The sequence below is a fragment of the Streptosporangium sp. CA-135522 genome (assembly GCF_050949235.1).
Lineage (GTDB): Bacteria > Actinomycetota > Actinomycetes > Streptosporangiales > Streptosporangiaceae > Streptosporangium.
Genome location: NZ_CP192026.1, coordinates 9,542,604 through 9,561,011, shown reverse-complemented (window position 1 = coordinate 9,561,011; position 18,408 = coordinate 9,542,604). Strand labels below are relative to the sequence as shown.

The window sequence follows — 18,408 nt, the reverse complement described above, 5'->3', positions numbered from 1 at the left end:
ACAAAGTTACCGGTCGCTCTGGTGTTCGCAAATCGGTGGAGCGTCGCCGCCGGACATTACGGGGCCCGGCTCGGCGATCTTCGCGCGGGGCGGTCGAACGGGGCTTCGCGCGAGGCGGTCGAACGGCGAGCGAGGTCGGCGGGGAAGCGTGCGGGATCGCGCGTGGCCCGGAGCTCCGGAACGGCTCGGGCGGCGACCTCCGCCCGGGGACGGACGCCTTCGCGGGGCGCGTCGTGGACGGCGGCCCGGGTGTCGCAATCCAGCATGTTTCACACCGTAGAAGGGGCTTTGAGGGGATATAGGGGGACCCTTGTCAGCATCACACGTGCTGATTGTCGTCTTTTATCGGGCGAAGAGCATTGTCACTGGGTGTGAATCTCCCCTTTAATCGGATCTTGCAAAAGATCGGACGAGGGGTCATGAGCGACGGACAACACCGGGCACAGGCCGCGATCCAGACGATTCTTCGGCTCACCAACCTGCTGATGGCCGGCAAGCGCGTCGCCGTCCTCGGCCACGAGCCGGAACTGGCCTCCTGTCTGCGGGCGATGGGGGCGCAGACCCTCCTTACCGACCCGGCGGCGGCGCTGCGAGGGCACCGGGTCCTGTCCGAGGCGCAGGCCGTGGCGCTGGCCGATCTGGTGATCGGCGCGAGCGGGGAGCACCTGCCCCTCCTGCGGGACGGGGCGATCCTGGCGTCGGCCGGGTCCTCCTCGCCGACGTCGGCGATGTTCGACGGATCGGCGGGGGTGAGGGTCCGTGACGGGATCACCGCCTACCGGCTCGACCCCGACCGCGAGGTGTTCGTGCTGGACATGGCGTGTTAGCTGACATCAGGGACGCCTCGCTCCGGGGACGCGGGCTGGAGCGCATCGCCTGGGCGCGGCGGTCCATGCCGGTGCTGAACGCGATCGCCGGGGAACTCGACCTGACCGGGCGGAAGGTCGGCCTGGTGCTCGTGCTGGAGCCCAAGACCGCGAACCTGGCGCTCACGCTCAGGGACGCCGGGGCGGACGTCATCGTGACCTGTCCGGCGAGCGGGACCTCCGACGACGTGGCCGCGGCCCTGGTGTCGGAGGGAGTGGCCGTGCTCGCCCGCTCCGATGCCTCGCCGGCCCAGGACCGGGACTTCGCGCTGCGCATGCTCGGCCAGAGACCGGACGTGCTCGCCGACGACGGTTCCAGGGTCGTACGGCTGGCCCACGCCGTCGGCCTCCTGGACGGGTTGATCGGGGCGGCCGAGGAGACGACCAGCGGCCTGCGCCCGCTACGGGTCATGGCCGAGCGGGGCGAGCTGCGGATCCCCGTGCTGGCCGTCAACGACGCCCGCTCGAAATACCTGTTCGACAACGTGCACGGGACCGGGCAGTCCTGCGTGATGGCCGCCGTGGACCTGACCGGCCTGCGGCTCGCCGGCGCCGTCTGCGTGGTCGCGGGCTACGGCCACGTCGGCCAGGGGGTCGCCCGCTACGCCGGGGCGCTCGGCGCCCGGGTCGTCGTGACCGAGGTGGAGCCGTTCGCCGCGCTGCGCGCCCACCACGAGGGGTTCGAGGTCCGCCCGCTGCTCGACGCCTGTCCGGGGGCCGATCTGGTGTTCTCCGCGACCGGCGTGGCGCACACGATCACCCGCGAGCACCTGCGGGCCATGCGAGCCGGCGCCGTGGTGGCGGTCGCCGGCGGGGTGCCGGACGAGGTCGAGACCGATGACGTGCCGCCCGGCATCACCGTGCTGGCCGAGGGGGAGTGCGTGAACTGCGCGGCGGCCGAGGGGAACCCGATCGAGATCATGGACCTGTCGCTGTCGGTGCAGGCGCTCGCCGTGGAGCACCTGGTGACGCACGGCCCCGCCATGGCGCCCGCCGTCCATCTCATGCCCGCCGAACTGGACGAGCGGGTCGCCCGGCTCAAGCTGCGCGCGCTGGGGATCGGCCTCGACGAGCCGTCCGCCGGCCAGCGCGAGTTCCTGGGCAGCGGCCTGTGATCGTCGAGCTGCGGTCCGCGTCGGTCCGCTACCAGGTCACCGGCCGGCAGGTGCTCACCGAGGTGGACCTCGCCGTCGGCCCGGGGGATCTCGTGCTGGTCAGCGGGCCCTCCGGCTGCGGCAAGAGCACCCTGCTGCGGCTGCTCAACGGGCTCGTCCCGCACGCCTACCGGGCCGAGGCGACCGGCGAGGTCCTGGTCGGCGGGCGGCCGGTGGCCGGGCAGAGCGTCAGGCAGCTGTCCACCACCGTCGGCACCCTGCTCCAGGATCCCCGCAAGCAGATCGTCGGCACCACCGTGGACGCCGAGCTGGCCTTCGGCCCGGAGAACCTGGGCCTGCCCCGCGCCGAGATCCGCCGCCGCATCGCCGAGGTGGTCGACCGGGTCGGCATCCGTCACCTGCTGGGCCGGGCCACCGCCGAGCTGAGCGGCGGCGAGCTGCAGATGGTGGCGTTCGCCGGGGTGCTGGTGATGCGCCCGCGGATCGTACTGGTGGACGAGCCGCTGGCCAACCTCGACCTGGAGGCGAGCCTGCGGCTCATGCGCGAGCTGCGCCGGTTCGTCGACGAGGGCGGGGCCGCCGTGGTCGTCGAGCACCGGGTGGAGGAGATCCTCGACTTCGCGCCCACCCAGGTCCTCTACCTGGAGGACGGGCGCAGCCGGTACGCGGGGGACGTGGCCGGTTTCCTGGAGTTCGCGCCGGTGGCCCACGTGAAGCTGCCGTTCGAGACGCTGGTGGCCAGGGCCGCCGAGCTGCCCGCCGTACCGGTGGGCCCACGCCGGGCCAGGCCGGGCACCACGCCCCGGCTGGACTACCGGAAGGTCGCGCTGGGATACGGCGGGCGGGCCGTGCTGGACGGTGTGGACCTGGCGTTCGGCGCCGGCGAGCGGGTGGCGGTCCTCGGGCGGAACGGGGCGGGGAAGTCCACCCTGCTGCGCGCCGCCGTACGGCTCCTCGAACCGCTGCGCGGCGCGGTCCACGTGGACGGCGCGCCCGTCACGGAGCGCTCGACCCTGGAGCTGGCCACCACCTTCGGATACGTCTTCCAGAACCCGGGCCAGGCGTTGTTCTGCGCGACGGTCGCCGACGAGCTGGCCTTCGGCCCGCACAACCTCGGCTGGCCGGCGGAGGAGGTCGCGCGGGTCTCGCGGGAGGCGCTGCGCGCGATGCTCCTCGACGGCGAGATCGACGTCATGAACCGCTCGCCGCGCACGCTCTCCTTCGGCCAGCAGCGCCGCCTCACCGTCGCCCTGGCCCTGGCCATGCGGCCCCGCACGCTCATCCTCGACGAGCCCACCGCCGGCCAGGACCTGCACGCCACCACGCGGTTCATGGCGTCGGTCCTGGAAGCCGCGGAAAGCGTCTACTTCATCACCCACGACGTCGATCTGGCGCTGACCTCCGCCGATCGGATCGTCCTCGTCGACGGGGGCCGCGTCGTCGCCGACGCGTCACCCGTCGAACTGGCCTGCGACGCGGACGTCTGGTCCCGCGCCGGGCTCCGAGAGACCAGCCTGGTCCGGGCCATCCGCGACCACCTTTCCGGCGCGGGGGGGATTCCCCACCCGTTCGACCTCGCGCGCCGCCTCATCCCCCACCCGGAAGGAAGCCCCCCTTCATGAGCACCGAGGCACTGTCACCGCGCCACTCACCGTGGGCCATCAGCTCCAGGACGATCGTGTTCGGCGCCGTCGGCGCGGCCCTGTACGCCGTGCTCGGCCTGTTCAGCTTCCTCATCCCCGGCACCCAGAGCGTCGCCGTCCGGCCCGCGTTCGCGCTGGTGCCGTTCTTCGGCAAGCGCTTCGGCGTCATCACCGGCTTCTTCGTCGGCCTCGTCGGCAACCTCATCATCGACCTCATCCAGGGCAGCGGCCTGCTCTGGTGGAACTGGAGCGTCGCCAACGGCCTGGTCGGCGCGACGGCCGCGCTGATCTTCACCGTGATCCCGCCGATCGCCAACGAGACCGTCCGCTACCTGGTCACGGCCGTCGCGGCGCTCGCCGCCACCGCGATCGGCCTGCTCTTCGTGATCACCGACATCTGGCTCCAGGAGGTGGACTTCTCCACCTTCCTCTTCGTGAACTACCTGCCGGCGCTGCTGGCCAACGGCATCGCGGTCGTCATCCTGGTCCCGGCGCTGGACGCCGCCTGGGAGCCGCTCGCCAAGCGCGCGGGGCTGTAGCGGCCGATGGACGTCACGCCACGCTATCTGGGCGCGGGTTCCTTCCTCGCGCGACGTGACCCGCGCGTGCTCCTGCTGGTCCCCGTGCTCTACTTCGTGGCGGTGACGAAGGTCGCCGACCTTCGCGGCATGCTCGGGTGCGCCGTGGTCGCCCTGGTGTACTACCGCGCCGCGGGCATCCCGTGGCGTGAGGTCAGGGCGAACTGGGTCTTCATGCTGGTCTTCACCACCCTGCTGGTGACGGTCAACAGCGTCTTCACCGCGGCGGACACCCGCTCGGGGGCCGGGGAGACGCTGTTCACCGTTCCGCTCGCCGGGACGGAGGTCACCTGGGCCACGCTGTCGTACGCGCTGACCCTGCTGGTCCGCTACGTCTCCCTGGCCATGGTCAGCTTCCCGGTGGCCTTCGCCATCGCCCCGGCCGATCTCGGCGTCGCCCTCGCCCGTCTGCGCCTGTCCCAGCGGCTGGCCTACGGCGTGGACCTGACGTTCCGGTTCCTGCCGTCCACGGTCGCCGCGATGCGCGAGACCGTCGACGCCCAGCGGGTTCGCGGCTACGAGCACAGCCGCAGCCGCAACCCGGTCAGGAAGCTCGCCTCGCTGAGGCCCGTGGTCGTCCCGGTGACGGTGAACGCGCTGATCGACGCCGAGGACACCGCCAACGCCATGGACCTGCGCGGCTTCGGCGCCAAGCACCGCACCTGGATGCGCGAGCTCGGCTTCGAGCGCACCGACTACCTGGTCATGGGCGCCTTCCTGGCGCTCGCCGCGGCGATGACCGCCGCCAAGTTCTTCGGGCCGTTCGGCGAGGTGTGGGCGCCGTGACCGGCCGCGCCGCGCGGATCGCCCGGCCGGCCCGGTGGGAGGCGGACGTCGTGATCCACTCCGCTCCGCTGGTCCTGCCGGTCAGCGCGCCCCCCGTCCACGACGGTGCCCTGGTCGTACGGCGGGGCCGGATCGTCGCGCTCGGCCCGCGCGCCGGGATCCTGGCCTCGTGGCCGGAGCGCGAGGAGACCCGCTGGGACGGGGTGATCGTCGCCGGACTGGTCAACGCCCACACCCACCTGCAGTACACGCACATGGCCGAGGTGGGACAGCGCACCCACGCCTCCTTCGAGGAGTGGTCCACGGCCTTCGACGAGGTCTACTTCGGCACCCCGATCGACTGGGCGGCCAGCGCCCTCGACGGTGCCCGGCAGGCGCTGCGCTCCGGGACCACCTCGGCCGCCGACGTCGTCACCGACCTGCCGGCGGCCGGCGCGCTGCGGGCGGCCGGACTGGGCGGCCTGCCGTACCTGGAGACGCTCGGCGACAACGACGCGAGCTGGGCGGGGTCGGGGCGGGAGCGGTTCGCCGCCATGCTCGACGCGGCGGAGGTGCCCATGGGGATCTCCCCGCACGCGCCGTACACGCTCGACACCGGGACGCTGCGGGACGTGACCGCGCTGGCCCGCTCCCGGGGGGCGCGCCTGCACATCCACCTCGCCGAGGGCGAGCACGAGCGCGAGTACACGGTCTCCGGCACCGGACCACTGGCCCTGATGGTCAGGGAGCTGGGCTTCGACTTCGCGGTCCTGCGCGAGGGCGGCACCGGGCTCGGGCCCACCGCGTTCCTGGACGAGCTCGGCGTGCTCGGGCCGCGATGCCACGTCGCGCACGGCGTCCACCTCGACGCCGACGACCGCGCCCTGCTGCGCGCGAGGGGCACCGTCGTCGCGCTCTGCCCCCGCTCCAACCGGACGGTCGGCACGCGGGGCCCGGACGTGGCCGCGCTGCTCACCGAGGGCAATCCCATCGCGGTCGGCACTGACTCCCTGTCCTCCTCGCCGTCGCTGGACCTGCTGGAGGACGTGGCGGCGCTGCGCGATCTCGCGGTACGGCAGGGCTACCGGGCCGCCGACCTGGACCGGCGCCTGGTGGAGGCCGCGACGCTCGGCGGAGCCCGCGCGCTGGGCGTGGCGGGTGGACTGGCCCCCGGCGGGCCGGCCGACTTCGCGGTCTTCGACGTCTCTCCCGGGGCGCGGCCGTACCGGACCTTGATCGAGGAGGGGCCGGGGCGCTGCGTCGCGACGGTCGTCGCGGGCGAGATGATGTGGGATCAGCGGACAGCAGCCGCCGTTAGGTGTTAACCTCCGATCTTTCGCGCTATTTGTCGGTATTGCGGACATCGATATTGCAGGCACGGAGTCCATGGCATCCCGGACCATTCGCTTCAAGCTGTACGCGCTGCTCAGCATCCCCATCGTGGCGCTCATCGCACTGTGGACGTTCGTCACCGGCTACGTCGTCGGAGATTTCTTCGAGCTGCGCCAGGCCACCACGCTGTACGAGCAGGTGTCGGCGCCCGCCTCCGCACTGGCCACCGAGGTGCAGAACGAGCGCAAGCGCTCGGCCATCGCGCTGGGCAAGCGCACCTCCCAGCCCGACGAACTGGCCAAGGTCCGGGACCTGACCGACAAGGCGGTCAGCACCTTCCGGCAGCGGGCCACCTCGCTGGAGGCCACGACGGTCACCGGCCCGGAGTTGAGCACGGCGATCAAGGCGATCCTCGGCGAGGCGGAGAAACTGCGAGCCGTCCGCCGGGAGGTCGACGGGCGCACGGCCAACCGGCTCCAGATCATCCAGGAGTTCAGCCGCATCACCGACGCGGTCTACCGCCTCCAGGACCGGATCGTCACCGTCTCGGAGATCGGGCTCTACCAGCAGGCCGTCGGCCTCCAGCGGATCTCGCACGCCCATGACCTGCTGTCCAGAGAGGACGCGCTGATCTCCGCCGCCACCCTGGCGGGCAACCTGACCCACGGCGAGTACGAGGCGATCGAGGTGCTCGCGCCGAACCGGCGGCTGCTGCTCACCGAGGGCGTCGCCACGCTGGACGACGAGCTGCGCGCCCCCTTCAGCTCGCTCATCGCCTCTCCCAGCTACCGGGCGCTGGTCACCCTGGAGCTGGAGGTCGTCGACCGATCGACGCTGCCCCGGGACCGGGGAGCCTGGCAGCCGCTCGCCGACACCTTCTACACGACCGTCGACCGCCTCCTGGTCAGCCGGGCGGAGCTGCTGAACGAGCGCACCGACGCCGCCGCGGGCGGCATCATCCTGAAGATCGTCCTCGCCGGTGGTCTCGGCCTCGCCGCGATCTTCGGCGCGGTGATCCTGTCCGCCAGGCTCGGCCGAATCCTCGCGGAGGAGCTGGGCAACCTGCGCCGGGCGGCCCTCGACCTGGCCGAGACCCGGCTGCCGCAGGTCGTCGAACGACTGCGCAAGGGCGAGTCGGTGAACGTGGAGACCGAGGCGCCGTCCATCCCCACGACCGGCACCACCCTGGAGATCACCGACGTCGGCCGGGCGTTCTCCACCGTCCAGCGCACGGCCGTCGAGGCGGCCGTGGGCGAGGCCCGGCTCCGCCAGGGGTTCAACCGGGTCTTCCGCAACCTGGCCCGGCGCAACCAGTCGCTGGTCCACCGCCAGCTCGTCCAGCTCGACGCGATGCAGCGCAAGACCGCCGATCCTGAGGCGCTGGAGGACCTTTACCGGCTCGACCACCTCACCACCCGCATGCGGCGGCAGTCGGAGGGCCTGGTCATCCTCTCCGGCGCCACGGCCGGCCGCAGCTGGCGCACCCCCGTCTCCCTCATGGACGTGGTCCGGGGCGCCGTGGCCGAGGTCGAGGACTACCGGCGGATCGTCGTGCCGCCCCTGCCGCACGCCAGGCTGACCGGCTCGGCCACCGCCGACGTCACCCACCTGCTGGCCGAACTGCTGGAGAACGCGACCGTCTTCTCGCCGCCGAACACCCCGGTGCACGTCCGAGGGGAGATCGTCGGACGGGGCTTCGTGATCGAGATCGAGGACCGGGGCCTCGGCATGCCGGACACGGAGCGCGCGGGGATCAACGAGCGTCTCGCCAGCCCGCCCGAGTTCGACGTGGCCGACAGCGAACAGCTCGGCCTGTTCGTGGTGAGCCAGCTCGCCGCCCGGCACGGCATCAAGGTCACCCTGAGCCGCTCGCCCTTCGGCGGCACCACGGCCGTCGTGCTCATCCCGCAGACGGTGCTCGCCGAGTCGGAGACGCAGGAGGCGCCGGCCGTACGAGCTCTCGAATAGCCGGCGCGGCGCCTGGAAGACCCGTCTTCGAAGTGGCGACCTGATCGGGCAGCATGATCTTGTGCTGCCTCCGCGACTGCTTTGGCCACGGTGTTGAACCGGTCGATCCGCTCGCGCACCGTCTGTATGTGTCAGCCCAGCTTGGCGGCGATTGCACTGGTCCGCAGGCCCTGCCAGCTCAATACGATCATCTGCGCCCGCACGATCCAATCGGCCGGGGTGTGCCGCGCTCCGGCCAGTTTACGGATCTTGCGTTCCTCGTCGGCGTCCAACGGCGGGCGCGCGTACAGTAGTTTCGGCATGATGGCCCCTGGGGCCATCATCCCCCCCAGCTCGGCTGGTATCCACACCCCCATTCAGGAACCCAGCTCTAGTAGTACTTCGTTAGGTTGGTTCGGGTGGGTGGTGTTCTGGCCGTGCTGCGGCGGGTATGTCGCGGTGGCGTGATGATGCCCGGCCTCGCCAGGTGCGGCCCTCGAAGTGGCCCAGGCCCAGACCGTGCTTCATCTCCCGGTAGTCGTGCTCGATGCGTCGGCGCACCTTGGCCCGGCCGACCAGGCGCTGCAGCGGGATGCCGGCGCTCAACTACTCAGCCAGTACTCGGTGGGCGCCTGAACGCCGGTAGGCCACTTTGCCGGATGTCGCGCAGTTTCAGCAGGCGAAGTCGTAGCGGACCCCCGTGAGTTGCTCCGACAGGTCCCAGAGGCGGCGAGCGGTCTCAGGGTTCTTGGCGGATTCGGTCGGCTGCACGAGCGTGGGGTGGCCCTTGGACTCGTTGCGTCCGTCGGGTCCGATGAACTGGCCGCTCTGTGCGTGCGGATCGACGGCCGCGTAGAGCTGGTTGAGCGCGCCCATCTCGACGTCCTGAGCGATAAGCCGGTTGGTGATCTTGAGGATCAGGTTGAGCAGGCCGGTCGGTCCGGAGGACTGGAGGTTTGTGGCCGAGTAGCCGGGATGGGCCAGCAGGCTTTGCACGGGGCTGCCGCTCGCACGAAGCCGCCGGTCCAGCTCCAAGCCGAACAGGACGTTGGCATACTTGGACTGGGCGTAGAACCCCCGCGGTGAGTACAAACGTTCTCCGTTGGGGTCGTCGAAGTGGATGGATCCGTTCTTGTGCAGGGTGGACGTGACGGTCACCACGCGTGGGTCGCGTCCAGTCCGCAGCCGGTCCAGCAGCAGCCCAGTCAGTGCGAAGTGACCGAGGTGGTTGGTACCGAACTGGGACTCGAACCCCTGCTTGGTGAGGGAGCGCGGCGGCATCATGATCCCCGCGTTGTTGATCAGTACGTCTACCGGAGTGGCGAGGCCGTCGGCGAACGCGTGGACCGAATCCAGGTCGGCCAGGTCCAGGGAGCGCAGCTCGACGGTGGAGTCGGTCTGCTCGTCACGAAGCCTGTCTAGTGCGGCCCTTCCCTTGGCCGGGTTTCGTGCGGTGAGTATGACACGCGCGCCGTGGCGGGCGAGTTCACGCGCGGTGACGTAGCCCAGGCCGCTGTTGGCACCGGTCACGATGATCGTGCGGCCGGTCTGGTCCGGGATCTTTTCGGCCGTCCATCGGTCGCTGATGGCGAGTGCCGTGGTCATCAGGCGCCTCCTTGCGGTTGTTGTGGAGTTCGGAGCAGGTCGTCGACGCTCGCTGCGAGCAGCCGGTGCAGGTGCGCGCGGTCGATGGGGAGTTTGCCGATAGCGTGCAGGGCGGCGAGGCCGTGCCCGGTGGCCCAGATTCTGGCGATGCGGTCGTCGTTGGGATCGGTGGTGCCGAGGGCGCTGGCGATCACGGCGCCGACCGCATCGCCCTCGGTGACGGTGTCGGCGGCGGGTATGTGGACTCCGCCGAGGCCGTACATCACCTGGTAGAGGTCGGGCTCGTCGAGCGCGAAGTCCAGGTAGGCGGCTGCCGCGGTGTGCACTGACGCGCCGGCCGCCCGCATGGTGTCGGCGAGTTGGACGAAACCGTCCTTGACGAAGGCCAGCAGGATGTCGTCGCGGCCCTTGAAGTAGCGGTAGGCGTAGTTGGTCGAGTAGCCGATCCGCTCGGCCAGGCGGCGCATGCTCACCGAGTCCCAGCCCTCGGTGCGGGCCAGTTCGCGGGCGGCTTGCAGGATCGCGGTCCGCGTTTCGGCGCGTTCCCGGTCCCGGCGCTGCTGGGACCGGGAACGCTCAGGCTCCCGTGGAGAGAGTGTCATACAGGGGTGCCGTCCTGGCTCTGCGCGCTGTCGGGTGCGCCACCGGGCATGCTCATAGGCGCGAGCAGGCCCAGCTGGGTGAAGAATTCGACGGTGTTGAGCTCGTCCCAGTGCTCGACCGCCATGCCGTCTCGCACCCGCCAGATGTCCAGTGACCGCATCTCCACCTCGCGGCCGGTGGGCTCCTCGCCGAGCAGCGACCCGAGGTGGGTGGCTCGGTAGGTGAACCTGCCGACCACGCGGTCGCCGTCGACCAGGACGTCCTCGAGGGTCACTCGGGTGTCCGGGAAGGCGGCGAACCAGCGGGTCCAGAAGGCTCGGTTAGCCTCCCGGCCGTCCTCGACATAGGGGTTGTGATTGACGTAGTCCTGGGCCACGAAACCGTCCACGGCGTTGGGGTCGTGACCGTTCATCAACGCGGCGAACGCGTGCGCAACAGTGTCCTGGGGCATCAGATTCTCCGATCAGCTAGTGGTTACACTGTACACGAAGTGTACGATGTAACCAAAATGAGTGAGATGCGGTGCCGTAAGAAATGAGCCCTGGGTTCCCGAGCGTCTCTCCAGGTCATCCAGCCTCAGGACCGGGGCGCTTTCCATATAGAGCATGTCGGCCTGGTGGTTGAGGGGATCTCGGGATCGGTGAAGCTTCTCCCTTTTCGTTGAAGCAGCGGTGAAGCCGAGGAGGCGCGGGCCGGGCTCGGCGGAGGGCGCCTCGGTCCGGTGCCGAGTGTCGCCCTGACAGAGAACGCCTGCTCACGCGGGGGCTCTGCACGCCAGCTCAGGTGCCCCGGCCGCTCGCCGGGCCGGCCGCCGGCCGGTCCCGCCGTACGGCATGGCGGTGCGACGGGCATCGGCTGCCGGCGGCGCGGTATCGGAGCGTATCCCCACCACGTACGGGATATCCGGCTCGGCCGGCGCCAGCCGGAAGGCACCGTCTTGGCCGTAGCCTTCATCGGCGACCACCAGCGGGGCATCCAGTCCCCAGCTTTCCAGCTCGTCGATCGTGCTGATGGCCGGCCGCGACTTCGGCATATGCCCGATATCGCCGGGGAGGTAGGCCCGGCGCCTGCGTGCCGTGACCGCTTCAACGACACCTCGTCGATCACCCAGGCGGCCGGGTGAGTCGCCTCTTCCATCCGCCAGGCCGGCTCGGCCGGCACCAGCTGATGCGACCAGGGCGCGTCGGTGAGGAACTGCTGCACCCCTTGACGGTCGATGCCCAGCCGGGTTGCCATCGGTTCCATCGACTTGCGGCGCCCGTCGGTCAGCAGGCCGCGTACATACAGCTGACCCCACCGCCGTTGATCAGCGCGGGCGAAACCGGAGAACACCTCGGCGCCGTTCGCCTCACGAAGCCCCGATCGGTCACTGTGCTTGCGTCGCTGTGTGCGGGAGCGTAGGCCCGCTTCGGCTCACCTCATGGTCGGGGCACTGAAGAGGGGGCCGGCAGGCGGTCGACCAGCCCGCCGACATAGGCCGTGGTGAGCGGGCCGGCTCCGAACAGGATGCGTATATACATCGGGGCCAGGACGTGGTCGAGGATCTCCAGGCCGTCTGGTGGGTGTTCGCCTCGGTCGCCGGCGCGGTCCAGCATGACCTGTAGCTGGCGGGCGCGCTCGGCGAGGAACGCATCGCGCGCATGCAGGCCCTGTTGTCCTGCCGTGGACAGGGCGATGACCAGGCGTAGTACCGCCAGCCCATCGGGTCCGGTGATGTCGCGGGCCACATTGGCGGCGTAGGTGCGCAGGTCGCCGTCCAGGCTGCCGGTGTCGGGGATCGGGGACGTGGTGGTGAGCCAGGTGACGGCCACGTCCATGAGCAGGGTTTCGAGGGTGCCCCAGCGGCGGTAGATGCTCGTGTCGGCCACGCCTGTGCGGGCGGCGACATCGCCGACGGTGAAGTTCCCATATCCGCGTTCGCCGACCGGGTCGGTGACCGCCTGATGCGCCATCGCGCGGACGCGGACGCTGCGGCCACCGGGCCGGCGGGCCCGCTGTCGTTCGCTCTCCACGCCCCTACCTTAACGCAGTCATGACTTGCGTTTGCCGCTCCCGTGGTTCTAAAGTCCCCGCTAAACGCAGTTTATGACTGCTTTAGGAGTGGAAATGGAACCCCTGTTCTTCCCGCATAACCCCCAGTTCTGGTTCGAGACACTGCGGACCTTCGGGCACATCGCCTATGGCGGCGCTGACTTCGGTGAGGCCGCGGTCACCTGCCAGCGGATCACCGAGGGGGACTACGACAGCTGGCACGACGAGTGGCTCGCCACGGCCGACCGGGTGGCGGCCGAGGGACGGGCGTCCCTGGCGGATGGGCACCGGATCAGCGCCCGGGACGCCTTCCTGCGCGCCTCGAACTACTACCGCAACGCCGAGTTCTTCCTGCACGGCGACGCCGCCGACCCGCGTATCCAGCACGCCTATGACGCCTCGGTCGCCTGCTTCCACCAGGCCGCCGCGCTGTTCACCCCGGCCATCGAGCCGGTGGAGATCCCCTACGAAGGTACCGTCCTGCCCGGCTATCTCTACCGGGTCGACGACTCCGGTACCGCCCGGCCGACCGTGATCATGTTCAACGGCTTCGACGGCACCGTCGAGGAGATGCACTTCTTCGGCGCCGCCGCAGCCGTCGAACGCGGCTACACCGTGCTGACCTTCGACGGCCCCGGCCAGCCGGGCACCCGCCACCACCAGGGCCTGACCTTCCGCCCCGACTGGGAGAACGTGGTCGGCCCCGTCCTGGATCACGCCTTTGCCCGTCCTGAAGTGGACCCTGCCCGGATCGCCCTGCTGGGCAACAGCATGGGCGGCCTGCTCGCGCCACGCGCCGCGGCATTCGACCACCGCCTGGCCGCCCTCATCGCCCTCGACGGCGTCTACGACCTGGGCGACATCTCCACCAGCTCCATACCCCTCGACCGCGCCGAGGCCGAACGACGGTTGCGCGCCGACCACGACCCCGAACTCGACGCCGCCATGGAGACGGCCATGGCCGCCAGCCCCATGCTGCACTGGGCCATCCACCACGGCATGTACGCCATGGGCGTCGACACCCCGCGCGCCTTCGGCGCCGCCTATCTCGACTACCACCTGCGCGACGGCATCGCCGAAAAGATCACCTGCCCCACCCTGGTCTGCGCCGGCGCCGACGACGGCTTCTTCCACGGTCAGCCCGAACTGCTGTATGAGCACCTGACCTGTCCCAAGACGCTGCTGGAGTTCACCGCCGAGCAGGGAGCCGAGGCCCACTGCCAGGCGGGCGCCCAGCGCCTGGCCTATGCCCGCGTGTACGACTGGCTTGACGACGTCATGGCCGAGCAGGCCTGACAACGGTTGGAGGAACGACATGACCAGCGTGATCGACCAGATCGACCGGGCCCTCGACATGACGGCCGCCATCGTCAGAAACCTCACCGACGATCGGCTCCGGACCCCCACGCCGTGCCAAGGGTGGGACGTGCACGCGGAACTTAACCACCTGGTGGGCGGTATGCGAATCTTCGCCGCCGAGCTCGGCGGCACCGACGCCGGGGCTGATCACGAGGACGACTGGCTGGGCACCGGCCCGCAGGACGCCTTCGCCGCCGCCGCCGACCTGGATCGCGCAGCGTGGCACCGTGCAGGCGCTCTCCAGACGACCGTGCATTTGGGTTTCGGCGCGGTCCCCGGGCCGGTGGCGGCGCTGATCCACCTGACCGAGGTTCTCGTGCACGGCGTGGACCTGGCGATTGCCACCGGGCAGGAGACACTCGTGGACGAACGGGTGTGCGAGGAACTGCTCACGATCATGCGTGCTATGGACTTCGGCGCCTTCCGCCGCCCCGGCATGTTCGGCCCCGAGGTCGGGACGCCCGCGGACGCTCCCGCACACTGGCGACTGCTCGCCTTCCTCGGCCGCGATCTCTCCCCGCAGTGAGCCTATCGGGAGGTCAGGAAGGACAGACCGAAAGGTCGGCTGTCGGCTGGATGAACCAGCCGCGTGGTGGCGGGCCGCAGGCGGTTCTGGATCGGTGTCGTGTCCTGCGTCAGTTGACGGTCACGGCACAGGGCTGAGCAAGCCGGACCTGCCGCCAAGGCGCGAGGTGACCGGCCGACGCCCTTCAGAATGCAGTCACTCGCTCAACTGAAGTCACCAGCATGATCGATCGCCCATTCGGCGAACCTGCGCGCGGCACGTCCCGTTATCTTCTCCACCAGAGTCGAGGTCTGTGCCGGCGTGCCGTTACGGGCCGTCCACTGCTTTACGATCACCTCGACGCCGACTGGCGGCATCGTACGTCCCAGTTCCTCCCGTGCTTCCGTGACCGAGATCACGTTGATCGGGATCGGGCGGCCGATAGCCTTCGCGATGTGCTCGACCTGCTGCCGCAACGTGAGCGACTCCGGTCCGTACACGGTGTAGGCCCGCCGTTCGTGCCCCGGCTGCCGCAGGGTGGTCACCGCGAGCGCCGCGAGGTCCTTCTCGTGGACGGGAGCCGTCTGCGACTCCGGATACGGCAGGCGCACCACGCCCTTGCCGCGAATCGGCTCCCGCCACCACCACAACGCGTTCGTTGCGAACATGCCAGGCCGGATGAACGTCCAGTCCAGTCCCGAGTCCTCCACCGCCGTCTCTACGGCCCGGTGCTGCAGGGCGATCGGATCGCGATCCATCGGATGGTGCACAGCCCTGAGCCGTGTGGGGTGGGGATGTCTCGCGGGGAGCGCCTCAGACGGCGGTGACCTGGTCGGCGGCCCGGCCGAAGGACTCCTCCGACAGCAGCAGGTCGAGCAGTCCGGGGAATCGGGCGTCGAGGTCGTCGCGGCGCAGGGTGATGTAGAGCTTGCGGCCGGAGGGGCGCTGCCGGATGACGCCGCTCTCGCGCAGCACCCGCCAGTGGTGGGTGAGGGTCGATTTCGGCACGCCGGGGACGATCTCGCCGCAGAACGTCTCCTTGCCCGAGGAGGAGAGCTTCCGCACGATCGACGCCCGGATCGGATGGCCGAGCGCGGCCAGCACCTCTTCGAGCTGGAACTGCTCACGGGCCGGGTGAAGAGCGGTCATAGGGCGATTGTACGGAAAACACGAACTTGACGCGCCACCCTCAATTGTACGAGTATGCCGAACAGTCCAACTGTTCGTGTTTTCCGAACAATTGAGGAATCATGTCGTCTCCCTCCCTCGCCCCGCCCCGGCGCCGCCATCTCGGCCGGACCCTGGCCCTGCTGGCCTTCGCCCAGCTCATCACCGCGCTCGACTTCAACATCGTCTTCGTCGCCCTCCCCGAGATCGGCCGGGACCTCGGCTTCTCGGCCCACACGCTCCAGTGGGTGACCAGCGCGTACGCGGTCACCTACGGAGGCTTCCTGCTGCTCGGCGGGCGGGCGGCCGACCTGCTCGGCCGCCGGCGCCTGTTCGTCGTGGCCCTGCTGCTGTACGCGCTCTCCTCGCTGGTCGGCGGGCTCGCCGAGAACGCCGGGCTGTTGATCGCCGCCCGCGCGGTGCAGGGACTCGGCGGGGCACTGCTCTTCCCCGCCACCCTGTCGCTGGTCAACACCCTGTTCGCAGAGGGGGCCGAACGGAACCGGGCGCTGGCGATCTGGAGCGGCGCCGGGGCCAGCGGCCTGTGCCTGGGCTCACTGCTGGGCGGCCTGCTCACCGACGCCTTCGGCTGGGAAGCGGTGTTCTACGTCAACGTCCCGCTCGCCGGCGGCGCCGCGCTGCTCGCCTTCGCGTTCATCCCCGCGGACGGCGCCCGGCAGCGAGGCCGCAGCTTCGACCTGCCCGGCGCGGTCACCGCCACCGCCGGGGTGACCCTGCTCGCCTTCGCGCTCATCCAGGGGCCCGAGTCCGGCTGGACCTCACCGGTCATCCTGGCGAGCTTCGCCCTCGCCACCGCGCTGCTCGCGGCCTTCCTCGCCATCGAGGCCCGCAGCAGCGACCCCCTCATGCCGCTGCGCCTGCTGGGCAACCGCAGTCTGAGCAGGGCGATGGCCATCACCCTGATCTTCGGCGCCACCTTCAGCGCCCTGCCGTACTTTCTGACGCTCTACTTGAAGAACATGCCTCTAGGCAAGCTTTTAACGAGATGCAGTTTCAGCCCGGTCTAGGAAGCCCCGAGGCTCAGGAGATGAGCCGAGGGGCTTTGACGTGCGTAGGTGGTGTCTCGATGCCCTCGATGCCGCATCGGGAACGTGATCATCCAGAGACTACGAACCATGATCGGCGACGAGTTTCATTACAGGGTCAAGGCGGCAGCGCTCCGCGCCGCCGCACGGCGGGGCGTGCCCGCCCGCGCCGCGCGGACATCGGGACCGGGCGTGCGGCCCTGGCGGCCGGTCCCGGCCCGCGCCCGCGCCACGCGGACGGTCAGACCCCGCCGCCCGCCGCACCAGGCCGCCCGCCGCAGCCGAACGTCGCGCCGACCACTGACGCACTGCCGCCAAGGCCGCTTCGATCACCGGCCTGTCCACAAGCACCGGGCATCCCACGGCCATGATCATCTAGGCGATGGGTGACGCTCTGACGATCGCCTGATGGTGGCCGATCTCCGTATGGGGTCGGGGGCGATCGACGGTCCGGCGCTTCGTCCCTCAGCCCCGGCCCACCGGGCAACGGGGTAGGCGCGGCTCATTCACTGCGTGCCTGTCGTGGTCTGCCAGCAGGTTCCCCAGGACGGACACAGGAAGTCACGAGAAACGAGCCGCTCACTCTCGCCTGATGAACTGTCCGGCATGGGTAAGAGGGTGTTGCTTGCTTTCGCCGCTCCGACCACCGGCCCCAACCGCTTCGCGGCCCCTACGGGGTGCTTCGCATCGGCGCCGGCCGCTCCGCTCCCGTCGATGGTTTCTCCGGCGATGCCAGGTGGCTCCTCCCCCGCCCCCGACTACCTGACGTGCTCGTATCCCTTGCTCAGCGTCGTCTCCGCCGATGCACGCTGTGGGGGCAACGATGCATCGCGCGCGTGGGGACGCGCCAGAACGGAGCTCAGCTTCAACCAGGACGCGAGATCGGCAGTCGCCGAGGACGGGGGAGGAACGGGACCAGGAGTTCCCGGATGACTCCTGGCAGGCGTGGCGACGCCGTCCCTCCAGATCCCACGCCGCCACGCCCGTCTATGGGCTACGACGCCCGCTGCGACGGGGCGCGCATCCAGATCTGACCCTCAAGCCGCGTCTCGGCCTCCAGGTTGCGCGCCAGCTCGGTCAGGGTCGCGCCGCAGCGGACATCGGACAGGCCATGCGCACTCCCGTGAGCCGAGACCACCACGCGCCGCACGGCGTACCAGCCGCCCCCGACCGCGTCGGAGATGGTCCAGGTCCGCCCGTGGCGCGTCCTCAGTTCGGCCAGGGTGACCGCGCCGTTGCCGTGTGACGACTCGGCGCTCACCGGGGCTCTTGCTCCGGCTGTGCGGCGAGGATCAGAGCGACCACCTTTTCCGGGTGCTCGCTCCTGACGACCTGCGGGTCGAGGTCACTGCGCCGGGAGACCAGGTAGGAGCCGGAACGCGGCCCTATGGTCACCGTGACATCGTGACCGCCCTGAGGACCGATGACGGCCAGCTCGGGCGGGTAGCGGTCCAGCCAGCATCGGAGGGGCCGGTGGGGCCAGGTGATCTCATCCGTGCGGCTGGCGAAGAGCCCGAGACTGATCGTGTGATGGCACTGGGCATGGATGCCCCGCTCTGCGAGGAGTCGTTGTACGACGGCCAGCGCCCGGTCGTGACGTTCTGCCGTCGCCTCATCGATTACCTTCTGAGATTCCAGTGTTCCCGCGTGCTGTGTCACTGGTCTCCCAAGGTCGTAGTGGTACATCCAAGCGACGTTGGGAGTGGTGGGTCGATCCGGGGTGGCACGCGGTCAGATTTCGCGCTGTGTGCGCGTAGTGCTGGCATGACCTGGTCTTCCCTCCTGGCAGCGAGTGCTACGGGTGGCGTTTGCGCGCCAGGAGGAACTGTAGGTTCGGCCCGATGGC

The 18,408-nt window shown here is 70.1% G+C and carries 21 protein-coding genes and 2 pseudogenes; 10 read left to right on the top strand and 13 right to left on the bottom strand.

What is annotated here, in order from left to right:
• Window positions 1-56: 56 nt before the first annotated feature.
• Window positions 57-266, bottom strand: a complete 210-nt coding sequence (locus ACQPYK_RS44990; protein ID WP_433246302.1) for a hypothetical protein — start codon at window positions 264-266, stop codon at window positions 57-59.
• Window positions 267-419: 153 nt separating this feature from the next.
• On the opposite strand from ACQPYK_RS44990, the gene ACQPYK_RS44985 reads away from it, so the two are divergent.
• From ACQPYK_RS44985 to ACQPYK_RS44955, 7 genes are all read left to right on the top strand, one after another.
• Window positions 420-827 (top strand): hypothetical protein, encoded by a 408-nt coding sequence (locus ACQPYK_RS44985; RefSeq protein WP_433246299.1) that lies wholly within the window; start codon window positions 420-422, stop codon window positions 825-827.
• On the top strand, window positions 821-1,981 hold the full coding sequence (locus ACQPYK_RS44980; RefSeq protein ID WP_433246296.1) for an adenosylhomocysteinase: 1,161 nt from the start codon (window positions 821-823) through the stop codon (window positions 1,979-1,981). The genes ACQPYK_RS44985 and ACQPYK_RS44980 overlap by 7 nt, the downstream gene beginning before the upstream one ends.
• Complete coding sequence (locus ACQPYK_RS44975; RefSeq protein WP_433246293.1) at window positions 1,978-3,603, top strand: ABC transporter ATP-binding protein; 1,626 nt, start codon at window positions 1,978-1,980, stop codon at window positions 3,601-3,603. Before ACQPYK_RS44980 ends, ACQPYK_RS44975 begins: the two co-directional genes overlap by 4 nt.
• On the top strand, window positions 3,600-4,163 hold the full coding sequence (locus ACQPYK_RS44970; RefSeq protein ID WP_433246290.1) for an ECF transporter S component: 564 nt from the start codon (window positions 3,600-3,602) through the stop codon (window positions 4,161-4,163). The genes ACQPYK_RS44975 and ACQPYK_RS44970 overlap by 4 nt, the downstream gene beginning before the upstream one ends.
• Before the next feature lie 6 nt (window positions 4,164-4,169).
• Window positions 4,170-4,988, top strand: a complete 819-nt coding sequence (locus tag ACQPYK_RS44965; protein WP_433246287.1) for an energy-coupling factor transporter transmembrane component T family protein — start codon at window positions 4,170-4,172, stop codon at window positions 4,986-4,988.
• Entirely contained in the window at window positions 4,985-6,292 is a 1,308-nt protein-coding gene (locus tag ACQPYK_RS44960; protein ID WP_433246284.1) for an amidohydrolase family protein, read from the top strand. The genes ACQPYK_RS44965 and ACQPYK_RS44960 overlap by 4 nt, the downstream gene beginning before the upstream one ends.
• A 61-nt stretch (window positions 6,293-6,353) precedes the next feature.
• Window positions 6,354-8,267 carry a sensor histidine kinase gene (locus ACQPYK_RS44955; RefSeq protein WP_433246281.1) on the top strand — a complete coding sequence of 638 codons (1,914 nt, stop codon included), beginning with the start codon at window positions 6,354-6,356 and terminating at the stop codon, window positions 8,265-8,267.
• A 131-nt stretch (window positions 8,268-8,398) separates the two neighbouring features.
• Here the strand turns inward: ACQPYK_RS44955 and ACQPYK_RS44950 are convergent, their stop codons facing one another.
• The 8 genes and pseudogenes from ACQPYK_RS44950 to ACQPYK_RS44915 form a co-directional block, all read right to left on the bottom strand.
• The gene (locus tag ACQPYK_RS44950) at window positions 8,399-8,569 is read right to left on the bottom strand and encodes a hypothetical protein (protein WP_433246279.1); all 171 of its coding nucleotides are present in this window, start codon (window positions 8,567-8,569) and stop codon (window positions 8,399-8,401) included.
• A 154-nt stretch (window positions 8,570-8,723) separates the two neighbouring features.
• Window positions 8,724-8,899 (bottom strand): annotated as a pseudogene (locus tag ACQPYK_RS44945) (IS701 family transposase); the annotation flags it as partial.
• Window positions 8,900-8,918: 19 nt separating this feature from the next.
• Entirely contained in the window at window positions 8,919-9,851 is a 933-nt protein-coding gene (locus tag ACQPYK_RS44940) for an oxidoreductase (RefSeq protein WP_433246276.1), read from the bottom strand.
• Complete coding sequence (locus tag ACQPYK_RS44935; RefSeq protein ID WP_433246273.1) at window positions 9,851-10,453, bottom strand: TetR/AcrR family transcriptional regulator; 603 nt, start codon at window positions 10,451-10,453, stop codon at window positions 9,851-9,853. Before ACQPYK_RS44935 ends, ACQPYK_RS44940 begins: the two co-directional genes overlap by 1 nt.
• On the bottom strand, window positions 10,450-10,905 hold the full coding sequence (locus ACQPYK_RS44930) for an ester cyclase (protein WP_433246270.1): 456 nt from the start codon (window positions 10,903-10,905) through the stop codon (window positions 10,450-10,452). Before ACQPYK_RS44930 ends, ACQPYK_RS44935 begins: the two co-directional genes overlap by 4 nt.
• Window positions 10,906-11,208: 303 nt before the next feature.
• On the bottom strand, window positions 11,209-11,487 hold the full coding sequence (locus ACQPYK_RS44925) for a transposase (protein ID WP_433246268.1): 279 nt from the start codon (window positions 11,485-11,487) through the stop codon (window positions 11,209-11,211).
• 63 nt (window positions 11,488-11,550) lie between these two features.
• Window positions 11,551-11,786: pseudogene (locus ACQPYK_RS44920) on the bottom strand (transposase); the annotation flags it as partial.
• Between the two features lie 86 nt (window positions 11,787-11,872).
• Window positions 11,873-12,466, bottom strand: coding sequence for a TetR/AcrR family transcriptional regulator (locus tag ACQPYK_RS44915; protein ID WP_433246265.1), 594 nt, complete (start codon window positions 12,464-12,466; stop codon window positions 11,873-11,875).
• Window positions 12,467-12,560: 94 nt separating this feature from the next.
• Between ACQPYK_RS44915 and ACQPYK_RS44910 the strand changes: the two genes are divergently transcribed.
• Window positions 12,561-13,781: an alpha/beta hydrolase family protein gene (locus tag ACQPYK_RS44910; RefSeq protein ID WP_433246262.1), complete on the top strand. Its 1,221-nt coding sequence runs from the start codon at window positions 12,561-12,563 to the stop codon at window positions 13,779-13,781.
• A gap of 19 nt (window positions 13,782-13,800) precedes the next feature.
• The gene (locus ACQPYK_RS44905; RefSeq protein ID WP_433246259.1) at window positions 13,801-14,370 is read left to right on the top strand and encodes a TIGR03086 family metal-binding protein; all 570 of its coding nucleotides are present in this window, start codon (window positions 13,801-13,803) and stop codon (window positions 14,368-14,370) included.
• Window positions 14,371-14,573: 203 nt separating this feature from the next.
• Here ACQPYK_RS44905 and ACQPYK_RS44900 read toward each other — a convergent pair whose 3' ends face one another.
• Complete coding sequence (locus tag ACQPYK_RS44900) at window positions 14,574-15,107, bottom strand: NmrA family NAD(P)-binding protein (RefSeq protein ID WP_433246256.1); 534 nt, start codon at window positions 15,105-15,107, stop codon at window positions 14,574-14,576.
• A 55-nt stretch (window positions 15,108-15,162) separates the two neighbouring features.
• On the bottom strand, window positions 15,163-15,498 hold the full coding sequence (locus ACQPYK_RS44895; RefSeq protein ID WP_433246253.1) for an ArsR/SmtB family transcription factor: 336 nt from the start codon (window positions 15,496-15,498) through the stop codon (window positions 15,163-15,165).
• 101 nt (window positions 15,499-15,599) lie between these two features.
• Between ACQPYK_RS44895 and ACQPYK_RS44890 the strand changes: the two genes are divergently transcribed.
• Window positions 15,600-16,544 carry an MFS transporter gene (locus ACQPYK_RS44890; RefSeq protein ID WP_433246250.1) on the top strand — a complete coding sequence of 315 codons (945 nt, stop codon included), beginning with the start codon at window positions 15,600-15,602 and terminating at the stop codon, window positions 16,542-16,544.
• A gap of 1,012 nt (window positions 16,545-17,556) precedes the next feature.
• On the opposite strand, the gene ACQPYK_RS44885 is transcribed toward ACQPYK_RS44890, so the two are convergent.
• Together ACQPYK_RS44885 and ACQPYK_RS44880 are read right to left on the bottom strand one after the other, a co-directional pair.
• The gene (locus tag ACQPYK_RS44885; protein WP_433246247.1) at window positions 17,557-17,823 is read right to left on the bottom strand and encodes a hypothetical protein; all 267 of its coding nucleotides are present in this window, start codon (window positions 17,821-17,823) and stop codon (window positions 17,557-17,559) included.
• On the bottom strand, window positions 17,820-18,221 hold the full coding sequence (locus ACQPYK_RS44880) for a hypothetical protein (RefSeq protein ID WP_433246244.1): 402 nt from the start codon (window positions 18,219-18,221) through the stop codon (window positions 17,820-17,822). The genes ACQPYK_RS44885 and ACQPYK_RS44880 overlap by 4 nt, the downstream gene beginning before the upstream one ends.
• Between the last annotated feature and the right edge of the window lie 187 nt (window positions 18,222-18,408).